General features: G+C 42.1%; 6 protein-coding genes. 4 read left to right on the plus strand and 2 right to left on the minus strand.

All coding sequences use genetic code 11. The features are described 5' to 3' along the window. Positions 1-52 precede the first annotated feature (52 nt). From PY364_RS18975 to PY364_RS18990, 4 genes are all read left to right on the plus strand, one after another. A complete protein-coding gene (locus tag PY364_RS18975) occupies positions 53-5,512 on the plus strand; it encodes an ATP-binding sensor histidine kinase (protein WP_275524830.1) in 5,460 nt (1,819 codons plus the stop codon). Positions 5,513-5,582: 70 nt separating this feature from the next. Then, entirely contained in the window at positions 5,583-11,480 is a 5,898-nt protein-coding gene (locus PY364_RS18980; RefSeq protein WP_275524832.1) for an AAA family ATPase, read from the plus strand. A 70-nt stretch (positions 11,481-11,550) separates the two neighbouring features. Continuing rightward, positions 11,551-17,040, plus strand: coding sequence for an ATP-binding sensor histidine kinase (locus PY364_RS18985; protein WP_275524834.1), 5,490 nt, complete (start codon positions 11,551-11,553; stop codon positions 17,038-17,040). A 74-nt stretch (positions 17,041-17,114) separates the two neighbouring features. Further along, on the plus strand, positions 17,115-22,559 hold the full coding sequence (locus PY364_RS18990; protein ID WP_275524836.1) for an ATP-binding sensor histidine kinase: 5,445 nt from the start codon (positions 17,115-17,117) through the stop codon (positions 22,557-22,559). Between the two features lie 100 nt (positions 22,560-22,659). On the opposite strand, the gene thiS is transcribed toward PY364_RS18990, so the two are convergent. Next, entirely contained in the window at positions 22,660-22,872 is a 213-nt protein-coding gene (thiS, locus tag PY364_RS18995) for a sulfur carrier protein ThiS (protein WP_275524837.1), read from the minus strand. 232 nt (positions 22,873-23,104) lie between these two features. Then, positions 23,105-24,187: a thiamine phosphate synthase gene (locus PY364_RS19000; protein WP_275524839.1), complete on the minus strand. Its 1,083-nt coding sequence runs from the start codon at positions 24,185-24,187 to the stop codon at positions 23,105-23,107. Positions 24,188-24,424 lie beyond the last annotated feature (237 nt).

Here is a 24,424-nt window from a genome sequence, read left to right on the forward strand (position 1 = left end):
TGGCATTCGGACTCATGTAAACGCTCGCTTACTCATCAATTTTCAAACAAATATGGACATTAATAACTCTCACTCCTCCAGCAAACCTCACACAACCGTTCAAATTCCCAACTATAAAATTGTCTCCACAGTTTATTCAGGAAGTCGAACCGTAGTATATCGGGCCATCCGTACCCATGACCAATTACCTGTTGTCATTAAACTCCTGAAAAACGACTATCCTACCTGTAGCGAACTCGTGCAGTTTCGCAATCAATATACCATTGCTAAAAACCTTCATAAACCTGGAATTATCCAAACTTATAGCCTGGAACCTTACCAAAATGGCTATGCGTTAATCATGGAAGATTTTGGTGGGATTTCCCTTCAAGAATGGGTGATTAAAGGGAAGAACGCACTATCTTTGAGGGAGTTTTTAGTTCTAGCGATCGCACTGTGCAATATCTTAGATATACTGTATCGCGATCGCGTTATTCACAAAGACATCAAACCCAGCAATATCTTAATTAATCCTGAAACTAAACAACTCAAATTAATTGACTTTAGTATCGCCTCCTTGCTACCGCGAGAAACCCAGACACTCATCAATCCTAATATTTTAGAAGGGACACTCGCTTATATTTCCCCAGAACAGACAGGAAGAATGAATCGGGGGATTGACTATCGGACTGACTTTTATTCTTTAGGTGTCACCTTCTACGAATTACTGACAGGAAAGTTGCCTTTTGCGTCCAACGATCCAATGGAGTTGATACATTCTCATATTGCCAAACAACCACCCCTTTTAGGGAATAGAGAAGAAATTCCCCAAGTTATTTGCGATCTCGTGATGAAAATGATGGCAAAAAATGCTGAAGACCGCTATCAAAGTGCATTAGGAATTAAATTTGATTTAGAAAAATGTTTAACTAAACTCCAAGAAACGGGTTCGATTGAGAGCTTTGAAATTGGACAGAGGGATATATGCGATCGCTTCATCATCCCCGACAAACTCTATGGACGAGAAACCGAAGTAAAAACCCTACTCCAAGCCTTTGAACGAGTTGCTAACCCCCCTCAATCCCCCCTTGCTAAGGGGGGACATAGGGGGGTAGAAATGATGCTAGTCGCTGGTTTTTCGGGAATTGGAAAAACTGCGGTTGTTAACGAAGTTCATAAACCGATTGTGCGGCAACGTGGCTATTTTATCAAAGGGAAATATGACCAATTTCAACGCAATATTCCCTTTAGTGCATTTGTCCAAGCTTTCCGAGATTTAATGGGGCAATTATTAAGCGAAAGTGATGCACAAATTCAGCAATGGAGAAACCAGATATTATCAGCCGTTGGAGAAAACGGACAAGTCATTATTGAAGTCATTCCCGAATTATCAAAAATTATTGGTGAACAGCCACCCGCCATAGAATTATCAGGAGATGCAGCACAAAATAGATTTAATTTATTATTTCAAAAGTTTACCCAAGTCTTTACCAGTGCTGAACATCCCTTAGTGACGTTTTTAGATGATTTGCAATGGGCGGATTCAGCATCGCTGAAGTTAATACAGCTATTAATGGCTGATACAAATTATCTTTTTTTAATTGGTGCATACCGTGATAACGAAGTTAATTCAGCACATCCATTGGTGTTGACTTTGCGCGAGATTCAAAAAAAACAAGCAACGATTAATACGATTACTTTGATGCCACTGAGTCAACTCAAAGTAAATCAATTAGTTGCTGACACACTTAAATGTTCTGAAAGTTTGGCATGGACTTTTTCTCAATTAATTTATCAAAAAACTCAAGGAAATCCGTTTTTTGTAACCCAGTTTCTCAAGGCATTGTATCAAGAGAATCTCATTCAATTTGATTTTGAGTTAGGCTGTTGGCAATGTGATATTGCCCAAGTGCATCAGCAAGCACTTACAGATGACATTGTGGTTTTTATGGCATTGCAATTGCGAAAACTACCGTCATCAACTCAAAATATATTGCAGTTAGCTGCTTGTATTGGCAATCAGTTTGATTTAGCAACTTTGGCAATTGTTTCAGAACAATCGGAAATCGAAACGGCTGCGGATTTATGGAAAGCATTACAAGAAGGGCTAATTTTACCGCTCAGCGATGTTTATAAGTTTTATCAGGGAGAAGAAAATGAGAGATTGGTAGTGTCAAAGGAAAATACTACTAAACAAATAGCCAAGTATAGATTTTTACATGACCGAGTACAGCAAGCTGCTTACTCATTGATTCCCAGTCATCAAAAAACAGCAACTCATCTGAAAATAGGACAGTTACTTCAACAAAATTTATCCGAGCTAGAGCAAGAGGAAAAACTATTTGATATTGTTGGACATTTGAATTTAGGAATTGAGCTAATTACTCAACCAAGCGAATGCCAAGCATTAGCTCAACTGAATTTGCAAGCGGGAGTGAAAGCGAGAAATTCTACAGCTTATGTTGCAGCAAGGGTTTATTTGCAAACAGGGATGAACCTACTTGAGACAAACTGCTGGCAACATCAGTATAAATTGACTCTGAATCTGTATGTTATGGCTGGGGAAATTGCCTATTTGAATGGTGACTTTGAGGGCATGGAACAGATAGCAGGATTGGTATTACAGGAAGCACTGACAATTTTCGACAAAATTAAAATTTATGAAATTGAAATTGCAGCGCAAGTTATCCAAAGTAATGTGCTAGAAGCGATCGCAGTTGGCAGAAAAGCATTAGGGGAATTGGGGGTTGAACTGCCTACAGAAGCTGACGGAGCTAAGACTAGCAAAATGCTACAAATCCTTACCACGCAACTCGAAGGTAGACAAGTTGAAGACTTGATCGATCTGCCATTAATGACCGATCCTACTACTCAGGCGGCCATAGAAGTTCTGGGAATGTTGTTTTCACCAATTATTCAAGGAATGCCCGGTTTATTACCTTGGCTGAGTTCGATGATGGTGAGTTTATCTCTCAAATCAGGCAATACGGCAGCATCAATCAATGGGTATGGTATGCACGGGATGGTGTTGTGTGCTTTTTTAGAAGATACTTCCGCAGGCTATGCTTTTGGTAAATTAGCTCTAAGTTTACTCGAAAAATTTAACGCCCAAAAGATTAAATCCGTTGTCATGTGTCTGTTTGGTTGCTTTATTCAACACTCCCAAGAGCGATTGGATGCCACAGTTCCGACATTGAAAGCCGCCTACAATGCTGGCATAGAAACTGGAGATTTTTTACACGCTGGTTTTGCTCTCAGTGGTCAAAGTAGTAACAGATTTTTTAGTGGTGAAGAACTGCATAGTTTTATTCAAGACCTAGCTGACTATGATGTAGCCTTGGCTCAGGTGAAACAATATTCTGCTCAAGTATACCTAAATCTGGGAAAACAAGTAGCAGAAAACTTGATTGAATTAGTCAGTCAACCCGATTGCTTGATTGGCAATAGCTACAATGAAATGTTGATGCTACCTAAACACCAGCAGGATAATGACCTAATAGCGATCGCGCAAGCCTATATCTACAAATTGTTGCTTGCTTACTATTTTGGGAATTATCCAGATGCACGGAACTATATTGACCAAGCCAAGTTGTGTTTAATGGCAGTATCAGCATCGATTTTTGTGCCGATTTTCCATTTTTATGCTGCTCTAACTCATCTAGCACTTTTCCCTACCCAGCCAGAACCGGAGCAAGCCGAACTGCTTGATGTTGCTACCACCCATCAAAAGATTCTGCATCAGTGGGCGCAAAATGCTCCGATGAATCACTTGCATAAATGGTATTTAGTTGAGGCTGAACGTTATCGAGTTTTGGGTAAAAAAGTCGCAGCCAGTGAGTGTTATGACCGAGCCATAAATCTTGCTAAAGAACATCAGTTCATACAGGAAGAAGCCTTAGCTAATGAACTGGCAGCTAAATTCTACTTCGACTGGGGCAAACAGCGCATTGCTGGAGAATACATGACAAACGCCTACTATGGCTATGCTCGTTGGGGTGCCAAAGCCAAAGTCGCTGATTTAGAAAAACGCTATCCCCAATTACTTGCCCCCATATTACAGCAAACCCGTTCTCCCTTTTCCACTCACGAAACCGTCTTTGCCGAAGGAACTGTCACCTCTACCAGTTCTTCGACCAGTATTTCCCATTCCCTGGATTTAGCTGCAATTCTCAAAGCTTCCCAAACTCTCTCAGGCGAAATCGAACTGTCCAAACTGCTTTCATCGTTGCTTTCTATTGTTGTTGAAAATGCGGGAGCAGATAAGTGTGTGTTAATGCTCTTGCGATCCGATCGCTTGCTGGTTAAGGGGTCAATAACTGGCAATACAGAGCCAGTTGTGTTGCAGAGAATTCCAGTTGAAGAGAGTCAGGATATTCCCTTAAAGCTAATTTACAAAGTCTTGCATAACAGGCAGACTGTTGTGCTACTTGATGCGATCGCCGATCCGACTTTAGCTAATGACCCGTATATTATTCGTCAGCAGCCGAAGAGTATCTTGTGTAGCCCTATTTTACATCAAGGTAAGTTGATGGGCATTTTATATCTAGAAAATACTTTAGTAACGGGGGCGTTTACGAGCGATCGCGTGGAACTCCTCAACCTACTTTGCGCTCAAGCTGCTATCTCCCTACAAAATGCCCGACTTTACGAACAGGCACAAACCTATTCCCAACAGCTAGAGCAAGCCTTGCAGGATTTGCAGCAAACCCAATTGCAAATGATTCAAAGCGAAAAAATGTCGGCTTTGGGTAATTTAGTTGCTGGCGTTGCTCATGAAATTAATAACCCCGTTGGCTTTATTGCTGGCAATTTGGATGAAGCTAAACGCACGTTTCAAGACTTAACCGAACATCTAGATTTGTATCGGACTCAAGCACCTACTGCCAATATTGCCGACCATGCCGAAGATATCGATTTAGACTATATGATCGAAGACTTGCCCAAAATCATCGACTCGATGCAACTGGGATGCGATCGCATCAAAGATATCAGCACTTCACTCCGCACCTTTTCTCGGGCTGACAAAGACTACAAAGTGCCCTTCAATATCCATGAGGGTATCGACAGCACGATCTTAATTCTCAAATATCGATTGAAAGCCAACGATAAGCGACCCGCTATTGAAGTAGTGAAAGACTACGGCAATATTTCGGCGATTAATTGTTTTCCAGGACAGCTTAACCAAGTGTTTATGAATACTCTTGCTAATGCGATAGATGCACTGGAAGAATCAAATACAAATCGCAGTTTTGCCGAAATAAAGGCTAATCCCAACTGCATTACCCTTCAAACATTCTTAGTAGATCGCCAGGTAAAAATTAGTATTGCTGATAATGGTCGCGGGATGAATGAATCAGTCAAACAAAAAATATTTGACCATTTATTTACGACTAAAGCAGTGGGTAAAGGCACGGGATTAGGACTGGCTATAGCGCGTCAAATCGTCGTAGAAAAACATAGCGGTTCCATTCACGTTAACTCTATACTAGGAAAAGGAACTGAATTTATCATCACCTTACCCACTCAGGCCTAAAAAAAGTTAACTTTTCACTCTTCTTCAGACTCATTTCACCAATTACTCACCCACCAATCCTCAAACAACAATGAACATGAATAACTCTCATCAAAACACCAACTCTCCGACAAATGTTCAAATTCCCAACTATCAAATTATCCAAACAGTTTATTCAGGAAGTCGCACCTTAGTATATCGGGCAATCCGTACTTCAGACCAATTACCAGTTGTCATCAAACTGCTGAAAAACGACTATCCCACCTTTAGCGAACTGGTGCAGTTTCGCAATCAATACACCATTGCTAAAAATCTCAACTCACCTTCGATCGTCCAAACCTACAGCCTGGAACCCTATCAAAATGGCTATGCCTTAGTCATGGAAGACTTTGGGGGGATTTCTCTGAAAGAATGGGCAATGAAGGGAAATCTACAATCAGTACAGGAGTTTTTAACAATCGCGATCGCACTGTGCAACACCTTATATCTACTCTATCACGAGCGAATTATTCATAAAGACATCAAACCTGCCAATATTTTAATTAATCCTGAAACGAAACAAGTCAAATTAATTGACTTCAGTATTGCCTCTTTGCTACCACGAGAAACCCAAACCCTCATCAATCCCAATGGGCTGGAAGGGACATTAAGTTATATTTCTCCCGAACAAACTGGACGGATGAATCGTGGGATTGACTATCGTACTGACTTTTATTCTTTAGGTGTCACCTTCTACGAATTACTGACAGGGAAATTACCATTTCAATCACATGACCTGATGGAGTTAGTACATGGTCATATTGCCAAAGCAGCACCCTTAGTACAGGAAATTAACCCACAAATTCCGTCTGTACTCTCAGATATTGTCAACAAATTGATGGCAAAGAATGCCGAATCCAGATATCAAAGTGCTTTGGGACTGAAATATGATTTAGAAAATTGTTTAACTCAGTTACAAGTTACGGGTTCGATTGAGAGCTTTGAGATTGCACAGAGGGATGTATGCGATCGCTTCCTCATCCCCGACAAACTCTATGGACGAGAAGCCGAGGTAGAAACTCTACTCCAAGCCTTTGAGCGAGTCAGTCAAGGAGCCACAGAAATGATGCTAGTCGCTGGTTTTTCGGGGATTGGAAAAACAGCCGTTGTCAATGAAGTTCATAAACCAATTGTCAGACAACGCGGTTATTTTATCAAAGGCAAATACGACCAATTTCAACGAAATATTCCCTTCTCTGGTTTTGTGCAAGCATTTCGAGATTTGATTGGACAATTGTTAACCGAAAGCGATCTCCAACTAGAGCAATGGAAAAGCCAAATATTATCAGCGGTGGGAGAAAATGGACAGGTAATTATTGAAGTCATCCCCGAATTATCAATAATTATTGGTCAACAACAACCTGCTACAGAATTATCAGGAAGTGCTGCACAAAATAGATTTAATTTATTGTTTCAAAAATTCACCCAAGTCTTTACCAGTGCAGAACATCCCTTAGTAATGTTCTTAGATGATTTGCAATGGGTAGATTCAGCATCGCTGAAGTTAATGGAGCTATTAATAGCTGATACAGGTCATCTTTTGTTAATTGGTGCCTACCGTGATAATGAAGTCAACCCGGCACATCCATTGATGTTGACTTTGAGTGAGATTCAAAAAAACCAAGCAACGATTAATACGATTACTTTAGCGCCATTGAGTCAAGTCAAAGTAAATCAATTAGTTGCTGACACACTGAAATGTCCAGAAAATTTAGCATTACCTCTTTCTCAATTAATTTCTCAAAAAACTCAAGGAAATCCGTTTTTCGCTACCCAGTTTCTCAAAGCATTACATCAAGATCGACTGATTCAATTCACGCCCCCAACCCCCCCTTACCAAGGGGGGGCTACAGGGGGATGGCAATGTGACATTGCACAAGTGAATCAGCAAGCAGTTACAGATGACGTTGTGGCATTTATGGGTTTTCAATTGCGAAAATTACCAACCTCAACTCAACAGATATTGCAGTTAGCAGCTTGTATTGGCAATCAGTTTGATTTAGCAACTTTGGCAATTGTTTCAGAAAAATCAGAAATTGAAACCTCGGCAGATTTATGGAAAGCATTACAAGAAGGGTTGATTTTGCCACTCAGCGATGTTTATAAGTTTTATCAGGGAGAAGAAAATGAGAGATTGGTAGTGTCAAATGAAAATACTGCTAAACAAATAGCCAAGTATAGATTTTTACATGACCGAGTACAACAAGCGGCTTATTCCCTGATTCCCGATAAACAGAAAACAGCAACTCATCTCAAAATTGGCAGGTTACTTGAACAAAAATTATCCAAGCTAGAGCAAGAAGAAAAACTGTTTGATCTTGTTGGGCATTTAAACCAAGGAATTGAGCTAATAACCCAACCGCAACAACGAGAAGCCTTAGCTCAACTTAACTTAAAAGCAGGACAGAAAGCCAGAAATTCTACAGCTTATGCTGCGGCAATAGTTTATCTGCAAACGAGCATTGGGCTACTAGAGATAAATTGTTGGCAAAGCCAGTATGAATTGACCCTAAAACTCTATGTTGCCTCCGCTGAAGCTGCTTATTTGAATGCTGACCTCGACGGCATGGAAGAGATGGCAGCAGTGGTGTTGCAATCAGCTCAGACAATTTTCGACAAGGTGAAAATCTACGAAATTCAAATTGCGGCACTAACGGCTAGAAGCCTAATGTTAGGGGCGATCGCAGTGGGAAGAGAGGTTCTAGCGCAATTGGGGGTAGAACTCCCGACGGAAGTAGACGAAACCAAGATTGGCAAAGCCTTACAAGACATTAATCGCCAACTCCAGGACAGAGAGATTGCAGGGCTGATTGACCTACCGATGATGAGCGATCGCACTACTCAAGCCGCGATGCAACTGTTAGGAGCGTTGTCTACACCAGTGATCCAGGGAATGCCAGGTTTACTGCCCCTCTTGGGCGCAACGATGGTGCGGTTGTCGCTCCAATTTGGCAATGCCCCCGTCTCGACAGTAGGATATGTGATTCATGGAATGGTGCTGTGTACCTTTTTGGGCGAAGTCGAAGCAGGCTACAAGTTTGGTAGATTAGCGCTCTCGTTGCTGGAGAGGTTGAATGCTCAGTCCATGAAGTCTAACACTCTAAACCTGTTTGGGTCTCTCATTCAACATCATCAAGAATCGCTCTTGGCAACGATACCGGTGCTCAAAGATAGCTACACGGCAGGTATGGAAACAGGCGATTTTCTCTTTGCTGGCTACAGCATGACAGCTTGCATGACTATTGCGCTTTTGGCAGGTGTAGACCTAGACACTTTGGTCTCCGAATTCGCCGTTTACAGTGCTGCTCTGGCTCAAATGAAACAAGATTCGGCGCATATTTATTTGGGCATAACTGGGCAAACGATAAAGCATTTGAGAGAAACGGTCAACCAACCAGATTGCTTAATTGGTAATGCCTACGATGAAACGGTGATGCTGCCCAAGCACCAGCAGGATAACGATCTCATACCGATCGCGCTTGCCTACATCTACAAACTGCTGCTTGCCTACTCATGGGGCAATTATCAAGCTGCCCTCGACTACATCACCCAAGTCAAGCTGTATTTGATGGCGATATCGGGAATGTTTGTGGTTCCCGTTTTCCATTTTTATGCCGCACTTACGTACTTGGTACTCTTTCCCACTCAGCCACAACCAGAGCAAGCCGAAATGCTTGCCCAAGCTGGAACCCATCAAACTATTCTGCATCAATGGGCGCAAAATGCCCCGATGAATTATTTGCATAAATGGTATTTAGTTGAGGCTGAACGGCAACGGGTTTTGGGCAACAAAGCAGGCGCAGTAGATTTGTACGATCGCGCCATCTCCCTCGCTAAAGAAAATCAATTCCTCAACGAAGAAGCACTAGCTAATGAACTGGCGGCGAAATTTTACCTAGAGTGGGGTAAAGTACGGATTGCCCAGGAATACATGACGAACGCCTACTATGGCTATGCTCATTGGGGTGCTAAAGCCAAAGTCGCCGACTTGGAAACACGCTATCGGGAACTGCTTGCTCCCATTCTCCAACAAACTCGTTCTCCCCTCTCCCCTCACGAAACTATCTTCACCTTGGGAACTGTTACATCCACCAGTGGAGCCACTTCCAGTAGTAGTAGTGTCTCTGTAGCTTTAGATTTAGCTACAATTCTCAAAGCTTCCCAAACTCTCTCCAGTGAAATCGAACTGTCCAAACTGCTTTCATCGTTGCTTTCTATTGTTGTTGAAAATGCGGGAGCAGATAAGTGTGTGTTAATGCTCTTGCGAGACGATCGCTTGCTGGTTAAGGGGTCAATGACTGTTGGGGCGGAGCCAGTCGTGTTGCAGCGGATTCCGGTTGAGGAGAGTCAGGATATTCCTCACAAGCTGATTTACAAAGTCAAGCACAACCAGCAGACTGTTGTGCTAATGGACGCAACAGCCGATCCGACTTTAGCCAACGATCCGTATATTATTCGTCAGCAGCCTAAAAGTATCTTGTGCAGTCCCATCTTGCATCAAGGGAAGTTGTTGGGCATTTTATATTTAGAAAATACTTTAGCAAAAGGTGCTTTCACAAGCGATCGCGTCGAACTGCTGAATTTACTCTGCGCTCAAGCCGCAATTTCTTTGGAAAATGCCCGACTTTATGAGCAGTCACAAACTTATTCCCAACAGTTAGAGCGATCGCTCGAAAACTTGAGTGCGAGTAACTCTCGCTTCCATAACCTGGTAGACAATGTGCCTGGGGTAGTTTATCAATATCGCATGAGTGCCGATGGGGTTATATCGTTGAGCTACATCAGTGCCGATTGTTACAGCTTGCTCGAAATTACCCCGGAGCAAGCCATGTCGAATTGGCAGTTTTTCAACAATATGGTGCATCCAGATGACATCGCAAGTTTTCTACAGTCCCAAACTCACACCATTCAAACCGAATCTTCCTGGCACTGGGAAGGGCGAATCATCACCCCATCAGGAATTATCAAGTGGATTCATGGGGAATCTCAAATCCAAAGATTTGCCGATGGGTCTATGGTTTGGGATGGATTGTTTTTGGATATTAGCGATCGCAAACGTGCTGAAGCCGGCATTATCCAAAAATCCCAAGAATTAGAGCAAGCTTTACATGACTTGCAACAAACCCAATTGCAAATGATTCAAAGCGAAAAGATGTCGGCTTTGGGTAACTTAGTTGCTGGCGTGGCTCATGAAATTAATAACCCCGTTGGCTTCCTAACTGGTAATTTGAATGAAGCCAAATCCACAGTTCAAGACTTAGTGGAGCATCTCAATCTCTATCGCGATCGCGCCCCGGAAACAGAGGTTGCCGACCATGCCGAAGATATCGATTTAGACTATATTATCGCAGACCTGCCCAAAATGATTGACTCGATGCAATTAGGGTGCGATCGCATCAAAGATATCAGCACGAGTCTCCGCACCTTTTCCAGAGCTGACAAAGATTACAAAGTGCCTTTTAATATCCATGAGGGCATCGACAGCACGATCTTAATCCTCAAATATCGATTGAAAGCCAACGATGAGCGACCCGCTATTGAAGTAGTGAAAGACTACGGCAATATTCCGGCGATTAATTGTTTTCCAGGACAGCTTAACCAAGTGTTTATGAATACTCTTGCTAATGCGATAGATGCACTGGAAGAATCAAATACAAATCGCAGTTTTGCCGAAATAAAGGCTAATCCCAACTGCATTACCCTTCAAACATTCTTAGTAGATCGCCAGGTAAAAATTAGTATTGCTGATAATGGTCGCGGGATGAATGAATCAGTCAAACAAAAAATATTTGACCATTTATTTACGACTAAAGCAGTGGGTAAAGGCACGGGATTAGGACTGGCTATAGCGCGTCAAATCGTCGTAGAAAAACATAGCGGTTCCATTCACGTTAACTCTATACTAGGAAAAGGAACTGAATTTATCATCACCTTACCCACTCAGGCCTAAAAAAAGTTAACTTTTCACTCTTCTTCAGACTCATTTCACCAATTACTCACCCACCAATCCTCAAACAACAATGAACATGAATAACTCTCATCAAAACACCAACTCTCCGACAAATGTTCAAATTCCCAACTATCAAATTATCCAAACAGTTTATTCAGGAAGTCGCACCTTAGTATATCGGGCAATCCGTACTTCAGACCAATTACCTGTGGTCATCAAACTGCTGAAAAACGACTATCCCACCTTTAGCGAACTGGTGCAGTTTCGCAATCAATACACTATTGCCAAAAACCTTAATTCACCTTTGATCGTCCAAACCTATAGTCTGGAACCCTATGAAAATGGCTATGCGCTGGTAATGGAAGACTTTGGCGGGATTTCTATTCAGGAATGGGCAGTCAAAGGGAAAAACGCATTCTCATTGAGAGAATTTTTAGAAGTCGCGATCGCACTGTGCAATACCTTAGATATATTGTATCGCGAGCGCATCATTCACAAAGACATTAAACCCAGCAATATATTAATTAATCCTGAAACCAAAAAAGTCAAATTAATCGACTTCAGCATTGCTTCCTTGTTACCGCGAGAAACCCAAATACTAATCAATCCCAATGTCTTAGAAGGAACACTAGCTTATATTTCCCCAGAACAAACAGGCAGAATGAATCGGGGGATTGACTATCGGACTGATTTTTATTCTTTAGGTGTCACTTTCTACGAATTACTGACAGGAAAATTGCCTTTTGAATCCAATGACCCAATGGAGTTAGTACATTCTCATATTGCAAAAGCCTCGCCTTTAGTACATGAAATCACTGATAAAATTCCCTTTGTACTATCAAAAATAGTCACAAAACTGATGGCAAAAAATGCCGAAGAAAGATATCAGAGTGCGTTGGGCATAAAGTTTGATTTAGAAAATTGTTTAACTCAGTTACAAGTTACGGGTTCAATTAAGAGCTTTGAAATTGCACAGAGGGATGTATGCGATCGCTTCCTCATCCCCGACAAACTCTATGGACGAGAAGCCGAGGTATCAACTCTATTGCAAGCATTTGAAAGAGTCGCCAACCCCCCTGAATCCCCCCTTGCTAAGGGGGGACATAGGGGGGTAGAAATGATGCTAGTCGCTGGTTTTTCGGGGATTGGAAAAACAGCCGTTGTCAACGAAGTTCATAAACCTATTGTCAGGCAACGCGGTTATTTTATCAAAGGCAAATTTGACCAATTTCAACGGAATATTCCCTTCAGTGCTTTTGTGCAAGCGTTCCGAGATTTAATGGGACAATTGTTAACCGAAAGCGATCCACAAATCCACCAATGGAAAAACCAAATATTATCAGCAGTTGGAGAAAATGGTCAAGTAATTATTGAAGTCATCCCCGAACTAGAAAGAATTATTGGTCAACAACCACCAACACCAGAATTATCAGGAAGTGCGGCCCAAAATAGATTTAATTTATTATTCCAAAAATTTACCCAAGTCTTTACCAGCTTAGAACATCCCTTAGTGATGTTCCTTGATGATTTGCAATGGGCAGATTCAGCATCGCTGAAGTTAATGCAGCTTTTAATAGCTGATACAGGTCATCTTTTATTAATTGGTGCGTACCGCGATAATGAAGTCAATCTAGGACATCCATTGATGTTGACTTTGAGCGAGATGCAAAAAACACTCTTCACGATTAATACGATTACTTTAACACCCCTGAGTCAAATCAAAGTGAATCAGTTAGTTGCTGACACACTTAAATGTCCAGAAAGTTTGGCATTACCTCTTTCTCAATTGGTCTTTCAGAAAACCAAAGGAAATCCGTTTTTTGCTACGCAATTTCTCAAAGCATTGCATCAAGATGGACTGATTCAATTCACCCCCCCAACCTCCCCTTACCAAGGGGAAGCTACGGGGGGTTGGCAATGTGATATTGCACAAGTGAATCAGCTTGCTGTTACAGATGATGTTGTTGCTTTTATGGCATTGCAATTAGGTAAAATGCCTCTCTCAACTCAAAAGATATTGCAGTTAGCTGCTTGTATTGGCAACCAGTTTGATTTAGCAACTTTGGCAATTGTTTCGGAACGATCGGAAATCGAAACGGCTGCGGATTTGTGGAAAGCGCTACAAGAAGGGTTGATTTTACCGATTAGTGATGTTTATAAGTTTTATGTCTGGCAAGAAAGTCAAGCACTTACTCAAGAAAATTCTCAGACGGTGACATACAAATTTTTGCACGATCGCGTCCAACAAGCCGCCTATTCGCTGATTCCCGATGAACAGAAAACAGCAACTCATCTCAAAATTGGCAGGTTACTTCAACAAAATTTCTCTGAGTTAGAGCAAGAGGAAAAACTATTTGATATTGTCGGGCATTTAAATCGAGGCATTGAGTTAATTACTCAACCAAGAGAACGAGAAGAACTGCTACAACTCAACTTAAAAGCCGGACGGAAAGCTAGAGGTTCTACAGCCTACGCAGCAGCAAAAATCTATCTAGAAAGAGGGATTGAGTTACTGACAAATAACAGTTGGCAACATCAGTATGAATTGACTCTGAATCTGTATGTTGCATCGACTGAAGTTGCCTATTTGAATGGTAATTTTGAGGAAATGGAACAGATGGCAGCACTGGTGTTGCGCTCGGCTCAAACCATACTAGACCGAGTGAAAATTTATCAGATCCAAATCAGCGCACTGACAGCCCAGAGTCAGATGTTAGAAGCAATATCTGTCGGCAAAAATGCGCTTGTAGAATTGGGGGTTGAGTTCTCATCTGAACCTGATGAAGCATTGACAGGAAAAGCACTACAAACCCTTGGCGATCGCCTTCAGGGCAAACAGATTTCAGAACTGATTAACCTCCCTGCGATGAGCGACTCAGAGACAATTGCAGCGATGCAACTATTAGCCATGTTGTTTTCAGCGATTTTTGCAGCGTGTCCTGCCTTGCTACCTCTGTATTGCTCCACAATGGTGAGTCTATCTCTCCAATTTGGAAATGCGCCTGCATCAACAATCGGATATGTAGGTTACGGCATGGTGTTGTCTTCTTTTTTAGGAGAAGTAAAAACAGGTTATGACTTTGGGCGACTAGCACTGAGCTTAGTCAATGAGTTGAATGTACAGGAATTTAAGTCCTCAGCTTTACTTTTTTTTGGCGCTTTTCTCCAGCATCGTCAAGAAACACTAAGGTCAGTAATACTAACGCTCAAAGATAGCTATCTAGCGGGGATGGAAACAGGTGATTTCCTCGATGCTGGCTACAGTATCGCTATTTGTTTTTACGATCATCTATTCGGTGGAGTGGCTCTGGACGATTGGGCACTAGAAATAGAAAATTACTGTGCTGTCTTAGCAACTCTGAAGCAAGATTCTCCTCTGGCTTACCTAAAGGCAACACAACAGACGGTGCAGAACTTGACGGAAATTGTCAAGCAACCGGATTTATTAATCGGTACTGCCTACGATGAAACAGTTATGTTTCCCAAGCAGTATCAAAATAACGAACTCACTGTTCTTGCTGTTGTTTATATCTATAAACTGATGCTTGCCTATATTTTTGGCAACTACACCAATGCCCTAGACTACCTTACCCAAGCTAACCGCTATTTGATGGCAGCAACAGGAATGATTCAAATTCCTGTTTTTCATTTCTATGCTGGGTTAACCTACCTGGCACTATGCTCTATGGAGTCAGAAATTGAGCAAGCAGACACTCTGGCCTTGATGGAAATTCATCAAACGAATATTACTGAATGGGCGCATCATGCCCCCATGAATCACCAACATAAATTTGACTTAATCAAGGCAGAAAAATGCCGAGTTTTAGGACAAAAAGCAGAAGCAATTGAGTTATACGACTTGGCAATTGCTGGAGCCAAAGCCAACGAATATCTCCAGGAGGAAGCCCTTGCCAATGAACTAGCCGCGAAATTTTATCTCAACTGGGGTAAAGAAAAAATTGCCCAAATCTATATGCAAGAAGCCTACTACTGCTACATTCGTTGGGGAGCTAAAGCCAAAGTCGCCGACTTAGAACAACGCTATCCCCAATTGCTTGCTCCCATCCTTCAACAAATTCGTTCTCCCCTCTCCCCTCACGAAACTCTGTTCACATTGGGGAGTGTCACCTCTACCAGTTACGTCACATCCAGTAGTAGCAGTATCTCTGTAGCTTTAGATTTAGCTGCCATTCTTAAAGCTTCTCAAACTATCTCAGGTGAAATTGAACTGGAAAAACTGCTTTCATCGTTGCTTTCTATTGTTGTTGAAAATGCGGGAGCAGATAAGTGTGTGTTAATGCTCTTGCGAGACGATCGCTTACTAATTAAAGGGTCAATTACGCTAGGAACGGAGCCAACTGTATTGCAGAGCCTTGCCGTTGAGGATAGCCAAGATATTCCCTTAAAGCTAATTTACAAAGTCAAGCATAACCAGCAGACTATTGTGCTGATTGATGCCAGTGCCGATCTTACTTTAGCCCATGACCCGTATATCATGCGTCAGCAACCGAAAAGTATCTTGTGTAGCCCAATTTTGCATCAAGGAAAGTTGATGGGAATTTTGTATCTAGAGAATAATTTAGCAACGGGGGCGTTTACGAGCGATCGCGTGGAATTACTCAACTTACTTTGCGCTCAAGCCGCGATTTCTTTGGAAAATGCTCGACTTTATGAGCAGTCACAAACCTATTCCCAACAGCTAGAACAAGCCTTACAAAACTTGCAGCAAACCCAATTGCAAATGATTCAAAGCGAAAAGATGTCAGCATTGGGTAACTTAGTTGCTGGCGTTGCTCATGAAATTAATAACCCCGTTGGCTTTATTTCCGGCAATTTGGATGAAGCTAAACGCACGTTTCAAGACTTAACCACACATCTAGATTTGTATCGTACTCAAGCACCTGCTGTCAATATTGACGACCATGCCGAAGATATCGATTTAGACTATATGATCGAAGACTTGCCCAAAATCATTGACTCGATGCAATTAGGGTGCGATCGCATTCAAGATATCAGCACTAGCCTCCGCACGTTTTCCAGAGCTGACAAAGATTACAAAGTGCCTTTTAATATCCATGAGGGCATCGACAGCACGATCTTAATCCTCAAATATCGATTGAAAGCTAACGATGAGCGACCCGCCATTGAAGTAGTGAAAGACTACGGGAATATTCCTGAACTCGAATGCTTTCCCGGACAGCTTAACCAGGTGTTTATGAACATTCTTGCCAATGCGATCGATGCCTTAGAAGAATCAAACATTGGGCGGAGTTTTGCTGAGGCTAAAGCAAATTCCAACAGAATTACAATTACAACTTCAGTAGAAGATAAGGTCGTAAAAATTACCATTGCTGATAATGGCAAGGGAATGAATGAATCAGTCAAACAAAAAATCTTTGACCATTTATTTACGACTAAAGCAGTGGGTAAAGGCACGGGATTAGGACTGGCGATCGCTCAACAAATCGTTACAGAAAAACATAGCGGTTCCATCCACGTTAACTCGATACTAGAAGAAGGAACTGAATTTATCATCACTTTACCTATCAAGGCAGAATAAACCCGTTAATTTTCCCTAGCATCCAGAGTCATTTAACCCATGACTCACCCATCAATTCTCAAATAAAAACGGTCATGAATAACTCTCACAAAAACACCAACTCTCCCACAACCGTTCAAATTCCTAACTATCAAATTGTTGAAACCGTTTATTCAGGAAGTCGGACTGTAGTATATCGGGCTATCCGTACATCAGACCAATTACCAGTTGTCATCAAACTGCTGAAAAACGACTATCCCAATTTTAGCGAACTCGTGCAGTTTCGCAATCAATACACGATTGCTAAAAATCTTAATTCACCTCTGATTATTCAAACTTATAGCCTAGAAGTCTACCAAAATGGCTATGTGTTAGTCATGGAAGATTTTGGGGGAATTTCTCTTCAAGAATGGGCACTGAAAGGACAAAATCGACTCTCTTTGAGGGAGTTTTTACAGATCGCGATCGCCCTCTGCAATACCTTAGATATACTGTATCGCGATCGCATTATTCACAAAGATATTAAACTCAGTAATATCTTAATTAATCCTGAGACAAAACAAGTCAAATTAATTGACTTCAGTATTGCCTCTCTACTCCCACGAGAAACGCAAACACTCATCAATCCCAATGTGTTAGAAGGGACACTCGCTTATATTTCTCCAGAACAAACCGGGAGAATGAATCGGGGAATTGACTACCGAACTGACTTCTATTCTTTGGGTGTAACTTTTTACGAATTACTCACAGAAAAGTTACCGTTTAAGTCAAATGACCCAATGGAGCTAGTACATTGTCATATTGCGAAACCCTCTCCTTTAGTAGATGAAATTCATTCCGAAATTCCATCTGTACTATCAGAAATCGTCACCAAATTGATGGCGAAAAATGCCGAAGATAGATATCAAAGTGCATTGGGATTAAAGTTTGATTTAGAAAATTGTTTACATCAACTAACAGAAACGGGTTCGATTGAGAGTTTTGAAATTGCGCGAAGGGATGTGAGCGATCGCTTCATCATCCCCGATCGACTCTACGGACGAGAAACCGAAGCAGCCACTTTACTGCAAGCCTTTGAAAGAGTCAGTCTGGGTGCAACAGAAATGATGCTGGTAGCAGGTTTTTCGGGGATTGGGAAAACCGCCGTTGTCAACGAAGTTCATAAACCAATTGTGCGGCAACGCGGTTATTTTATCAAAGGCAAATTTGACCAATTTCAACGCAATATTCCCTTCTCTGCTTTCGTACAAGCATTTCGGGATTTAATGGGGCAATTGTTAACCGAAAGCGATCTCCAACTAGAGCAATGGAAACATCAAATATTAGAAACTGTCGGAGACAACGGTCAGGTAATTATTGAAGTCATTCCCGAATTAGAAAAAATCATTGGCGAACAACCACCAGCAGTGGAATTATCAGGAACGGCAGCCCAAAATCGCTTTAATTTATTGTTTCAAAAATTCACCCAAGTATTTACTAGCGCCGAACATCCGTTAACGATCTTTTTAGATGATTTACAATGGGCTGATTCAGCATCATTAAAGTTGATGCAGCTATTAATGGCTGATACAGGTCATCTTTTCATCATTGGTGCTTATCGGGATAACGAAGTCAATCCAGCCCATCCATTAATGCTGACATTGAGCGAAATTCAAAAAAACCAAGCAGTCATTAATACTATTACTTTAACACCCCTGAGTCAATCCCAAATCAATCAATTAGTCGCTGATACCCTGAAAAGTACAGAAACTTTGGCATTACCCCTTTCACAATTAGTCTATCAGAAAACCAAAGGCAACCCATTTTTTGCCACCCAATTTCTCAAAGCCCTACACGAAGAAAATCTCATTCAATTTACCCCCCCAACCCCCCCTTACCAAGGGGGGGCTACGGGGGGGTGGCAATGCGATCTGTCCCAGATTAATCAACAAGCCTTGACCGATGATGTCGTAGAATTTATGGCGTTGCAGTTAGAGAAGTTACCCTTAGCAACCCAGAATATTCTGAAGTTAGCCGCTTGTATTGGCAATCAGTTCGATCTAGCAACATTAGCAATTGTTTCGGAACACTCAGAAGTAGAAACCGCAGCCAATTTATGGAAAGCATTGCAAGAAGGTTTGATTTTACCGATCGGTGATGTTTATAAATTTTATGTAGGGGCAGAAAGTCAAGCCGTTACTTCAGAAAAGTCTCAAAACGTTACCTACAAATTTTTACACGATCGCGTTCAACAAGCCGCCTATTCCCTAATTCCCGATGACCAAAAACAGGCGACTCATTACCAAATCGGAAAACTACTGCTGCAACAGATTTCCGCACAAGCAAGAGAAGACCGGATTTTTGAAATCGTCAATCAATTAAATCACGGAACTGTTTTAATTACCCAACCAACAGAACGAGAAGAATTAGCTGGGCTCAATTTAATTGCCTGTCGCAAAGCCAAAAGTTCAACCGCCTATCAAGCAGCGCGTGAATATGCCACAATAGGATTGTCTTTGTTGTCAGAAAATACTTGGCAGCAGCAGTATGAAATGACCCTCGCCTTGCATGAATTAGCTGCGGAAGTGGCACTGCTAAATGGTAATTTTGAGGCGATGGAACAGTTCATTGATACTGTCATTGAACAGGCACATTCGTTACTAGAAAAGGTTAATGTTTACTGCATTAGAATTCAATCGCATATTTTCCAAAGTAAATTGACCTCAGCGATCGCGATCGCCCAACCGGTCTTACAACAGCTTGGTGTTACCTTTCCTGAAACACCCACACCATCAGATCTGCAACAAGAAATCCAAGAGATTGAGGAACTGATTGGAAATAGGCAAATTGCCGATTTGGTTAACTTGCCTGAGATGCGAGATGCCGAAAAACTCGCTATTCTGAAGATTGGGAATATCATCAGCCCAGCAGCCTACCTCACTGGCTCAGCGCTGTTCCCATTGCTGAATACTTTCTCGGTTAAACTTTCCATTCAGTACGGTAACACATCGATTTCTGCTTACAGCTATGCGAACTATGGCAATATTCTCTGCAATTTCTTCCAAGTCGTAGATACAGGAACACAGTTTGGTTCTCTGGCACTCCAGATTATCTCAAAACTCGATGCCAAAGCCACTAAAACAGAGGTTTTGATGATTTTGGGGTTATTTGTTGTACACCGCAAATCTCACATTAAAGAAACACTACCCCTCTTGCAAGAAGGTTACACCACTGCCATAGAATTTGGGAACTTGGTACTTGCTGGGTACAATGGCCACAGTTTTTGTCTCAATTCTTTTTGGTGTGGTCAATCCTTGGCTACCTTAGAGCAGGATATTTGCGCCTACTGCCATAGTTTGATGCAATTAAATCAATTGACAACCGCAAATTATTGCCGGATTTATTGGCAACCTGTTTTAAATTTGCTAGGTCTTGCAGAACATACCACCCTTTTGTCTGGGAAAGCCCTTGAAGAAACAGAATTTCGACCGCATCTACAGTCTGCCAAAGATGGATATGGATTGTATATTTTCCATTTGTATAAACTAATGCTTTGTTTCTTGTTTGGAGAAATTGAGCCAGCGAAAAATCATGCTATTGAAGTCAGGCGCTATTTTATGGCTGGTGCGGGATTAGTCACCGAACCAGTATTTTATCTTTATGATTCTCTGCTAACTCTGGCACAATTAAATCCACAGTTAGATGAAACATCAGAAGCATTGCAGGGTGTCATAGAAAATCAAACCAAGTTACAGCAATGGGCGGATCATGCACCCATGAATTATCAACATAAGGTTGATTTGGTAGCGGCGGAAAAATATCGAGTGTTAGGACAAAAAGCCGAAGCAATTGAGTTTTATGACAAGGCGATAACTCTAGCCAAAGCCAACGAATATACCCAAGAAGAAGCACTTGCCAACGAACTCGCAGCTAAATTCTACCTCGACTGGGGCAGACAGCGCATTGCTGGGGACTACATGATTGAAGCCTACTATGGCTATGCTCGTTGGGGTGCGAAAGCCAAAGTTGCTGACTTAGAACAACGCTATCCTCAATTGCTTGCTCCCATCCTCCAGCAAACCAGTTCTCCCCTGTCAACTAACGAAACTATCTTCACATTGAGGAGTGTCACTTCTACCAGTTCCGCCACTTCCCAGAGTAGCAATATTTCTGGAACTCTAGATTTAGCTGCCATTCTTAAAGCTTCTCAAACTATCTCAGGCGAAATCGAACTCGAAAAACTGCTTTCATCGTTGCTTTCTATCGTTATCGAAAATGCTGGAGCCGATAAATGTGTGTTAATGCTGTTGCGAGACGATCGCTTACTAATTAAAGGGTTAATTATTGAGGGTTCGGAGCCAGTCGTATTGCAACGCCTTCCCATTGAGGACAGTCAGGATATTCCCTTAAAGCTAATTTACAAAGTCAAGCACGAGAGGCAGACTGTTGTGCTAATTGATGCGATCGCCGAGCTCACCTTAGCTAATGACCCCTATATCATTCGTCAGCAGCCTAAAAGTATTTTGTGTAGCCCGATTTTGCATCAAGGTAAGTTGATGGGGATTTTGTACCTGGAAAACAGTTTAGTAACGGGGGCGTTTACAAGCGATCGCGTGGAACTCCTGAATTTACTTTGCGCTCAAGCCGCCATCTCTTTAGAAAATGCCCGACTTTATGAGCAGTCACAAACCTATTCCCAACAGCTAGAGCAAGCCTTACAAGATTTACAACAAACCCAACTGCAAATGATTCAAAGCGAAAAGATGTCAGCATTGGGTAACTTAGTTGCTGGCGTTGCTCATGAAATTAATAATCCCGTCGGCTTTATTTCTGGCAATTTGAATGAAGCCAAATCCACAGTTCAAGACTTAACGGAACATCTAGATTTGTATCGCACCCAAGCATCTGCTGCCAACATTGCCGATCATGCCGAAGATATCGATTTAGACTATATTATCGAAGATTTGCCCAAAATGATTGACTCGATGCAATTGGGGTGCGATCGCATCAAAGGTATCAGCACTTCACTCCGCACTTTCTCTCGTGCTGACAAAGACTACAAAGTGCCTTTTAACATCCACGAGGGCATCGATAGCACGATCTTAATTCTCAAATATCGATTGAAAGCCAACGATGAGCGACCCGCCATTGAAGTAGTGAAAGACTACGGCAATATTCCTGCGATTGAATGCTTCCCTGGACAGCTTAACCAGGTGTTTATGAATATCTTGGCCAATGCGATTGATGCCTTAGATGAGTCAAATATTGGTCGAAGTTTTGCGGAAATCAAGACCGAACCTAATCGGATTAAAATTATTACTTCCGGGGAAAATCAACAGGTAAAAATCACCATTGCTGATAATGGTCGAGGGATGAGTGAAGAAGTTAAAGCCCAAATATTCGCTCATTTATTTACTACTAAGGCTGTAGGGAAAGGGACAGGTTTAGGACTGGCGATCGCGCGTCAAATCGTTGAGGAAAAACATGGCGGTTCTTTGAAAGTCAACTCTAGATTAGGAGAAGGAACTGAATTTGTCATCACCTTACATTACCCAAAATAATGAAAGCTTATTCTATTTAGTTTACTGGAACCTTTAGGTTTTGCTCTGAATCCCCCAAACCATTTCTCTGATTGCATTTTCCTCCTGCCCCCTGCCTCCTTTAACCTCCTCCCACAATAGTGACAATTTCCAAGCGATCGCCTTCTTGCATTTCGGTTTCTTCCCAAAATTGCCGATGCAGTATCTCACCGTTGTATTCCACTGCTACTAATCGGGGGTTTAATCCTAAATGTTGCAGTAAGTTAGGCAGTTGAGTTTGTTGCGGACAGTTACACTTTTCTCCGTTAACTTGTAATGTAATTTGATTAGACATGAGTTTTATAGCTAGGGGCTAGGGAAAGAAGGGGCTAGGGGCTAGGGGCTAGGGGCTAGGGAAAGAAGGGAATAGAATCAAGCTTCAGGAACTCAGAACGTCTTAACCACCTTGGCGGTTGCTATAAGTTAACAGTCTTAAATTTTGATAGAATCCAGCGTAACGCCGCCGTCTTAACGGTAAGAATACCGCCGACACGGCGGCGTTACGAACTCTTATAAATCAAAACTTCTTAAGAGTTTCCTGGGAGATTTTTCTGAGAGCGCATAGTTTGAACGCGAGTTAATTGGGAGATAAAATACTGCGTAACCAGAGTTGGCTGTTCAGCTTCCATCACAGAGCGCACGACTGCGATGCGATCGGCTCCCGCTTTCAATACTTCCTCAAGGTTATTGATATCAATTCCGCCGATCGCGAACCAGGGAACTGTCGAATGTTCAACCGCATAACGTACATAATCCAAACCTGCTGCTGATTTACCAGGTTTAGTGGGAGTTTCGTAAACGGGGCCAACTCCAATATAATCAGCTCCGTCTTTAATTGCTTGCTGCATTTCCTCCTTATTAGTAGTAGAACGGCCGATAATGCGTCCAGGGCCGAGTAATTGCCGTGCTAAACTAATGGGTATATCTTGCTGTCCGAGATGTACGCCATCTGCACCTGTGGCGATCGCTAAATCCACTCGGTCATTGATAATAAACAAAGCACCGTAACGGTGGCAAAGTTGACATAGTTTTTCAGCTTTAGAAAGTCTAACAGTATCATCAGCGGATTTATCGCGGTACTGCACAACATTCAAACCACCTTGCAAAGCCGCTTCTACGATCGCGAATAAATGTTCTGAGGGATTCGTCACCAAATAGAAATGCGATCGCGCTAATTGCTGTTGTCGCCGATAAGCCAGCAAACTACTTTCCAGAGTATAAACCCGATAGCGCATCTGCTTAAAAGCAGCTCCCATCTCAGGATCGTGAATCTTACTGTACTCTTCTACTACTCGCAGCGCCTCTTCTACACGGCAGAAATTCACCTGCAATAAACTTTCTATGCTCGATCGATGCTCTTCTTGTGGGTGACTTAAATCTGTGCCCGGATCGCCTGGAGTATCCCGCGCATTTCTCAGATCCACACTGTGCCACGAAGCCAATTCCTGCCGTAATTGTTTGCATTCCTTAGCTAGCTCGACACTTTTGAGGCCAAACCGACACCATTCTTCAATAATCCTCAAGCCTTCGCGGGATCTGTCTAGATTTGCGTCTAAAATCCGGCAGAGAGCTGGTTGCGCCAATATATTCTTACTGTGTTTATCGCCCATCAGAACCACCCTTATAATTTTTTACCACACCATTAGCCCCCTATTTCTAGATAAACTTTACAATATAGCAACCGCCAAGGCAGTTAGGACACTCTGAGTTCCAGAAGCTCGCTGATTCTATTCCCTTCTTCCCTTCTTCCCTAGCCCCTAGCCCCTAGCCCCTAGTCCCTATCTATAATCCTGCATCCTTGCCAGATTTCCCAACGGTAGCTCTTTCAAATTGTGCCATTAAGAGAT

This window comes from Kamptonema sp. UHCC 0994, assembly GCF_029167235.1.
GTDB lineage: Bacteria > Cyanobacteriota > Cyanobacteriia > Cyanobacteriales > Microcoleaceae > Kamptonema.

What these genes read in the sequence shown, in the direction of transcription:
- PY364_RS18975 (WP_275524830.1), top strand. Translation starts at nt 53, where the DNA reads ATGGACATTAATAACTCTCACTCCTCCAGCAAACCTCACACAACCGTT.
- PY364_RS18980 (WP_275524832.1), top strand. Translation starts at nt 5,583, where the DNA reads ATGAACATGAATAACTCTCATCAAAACACCAACTCTCCGACAAATGTT.
- PY364_RS18985 (WP_275524834.1), top strand. Translation starts at nt 11,551, where the DNA reads ATGAACATGAATAACTCTCATCAAAACACCAACTCTCCGACAAATGTT.
- PY364_RS18990 (WP_275524836.1), top strand. Translation starts at nt 17,115, where the DNA reads ATGAATAACTCTCACAAAAACACCAACTCTCCCACAACCGTTCAAATT.
- thiS (WP_275524837.1), bottom strand. Translation starts at nt 22,872, where the DNA reads ATGTCTAATCAAATTACATTACAAGTTAACGGAGAAAAGTGTAACTGT.
- PY364_RS19000 (WP_275524839.1), bottom strand. Translation starts at nt 24,187, where the DNA reads ATGGGCGATAAACACAGTAAGAATATATTGGCGCAACCAGCTCTCTGC.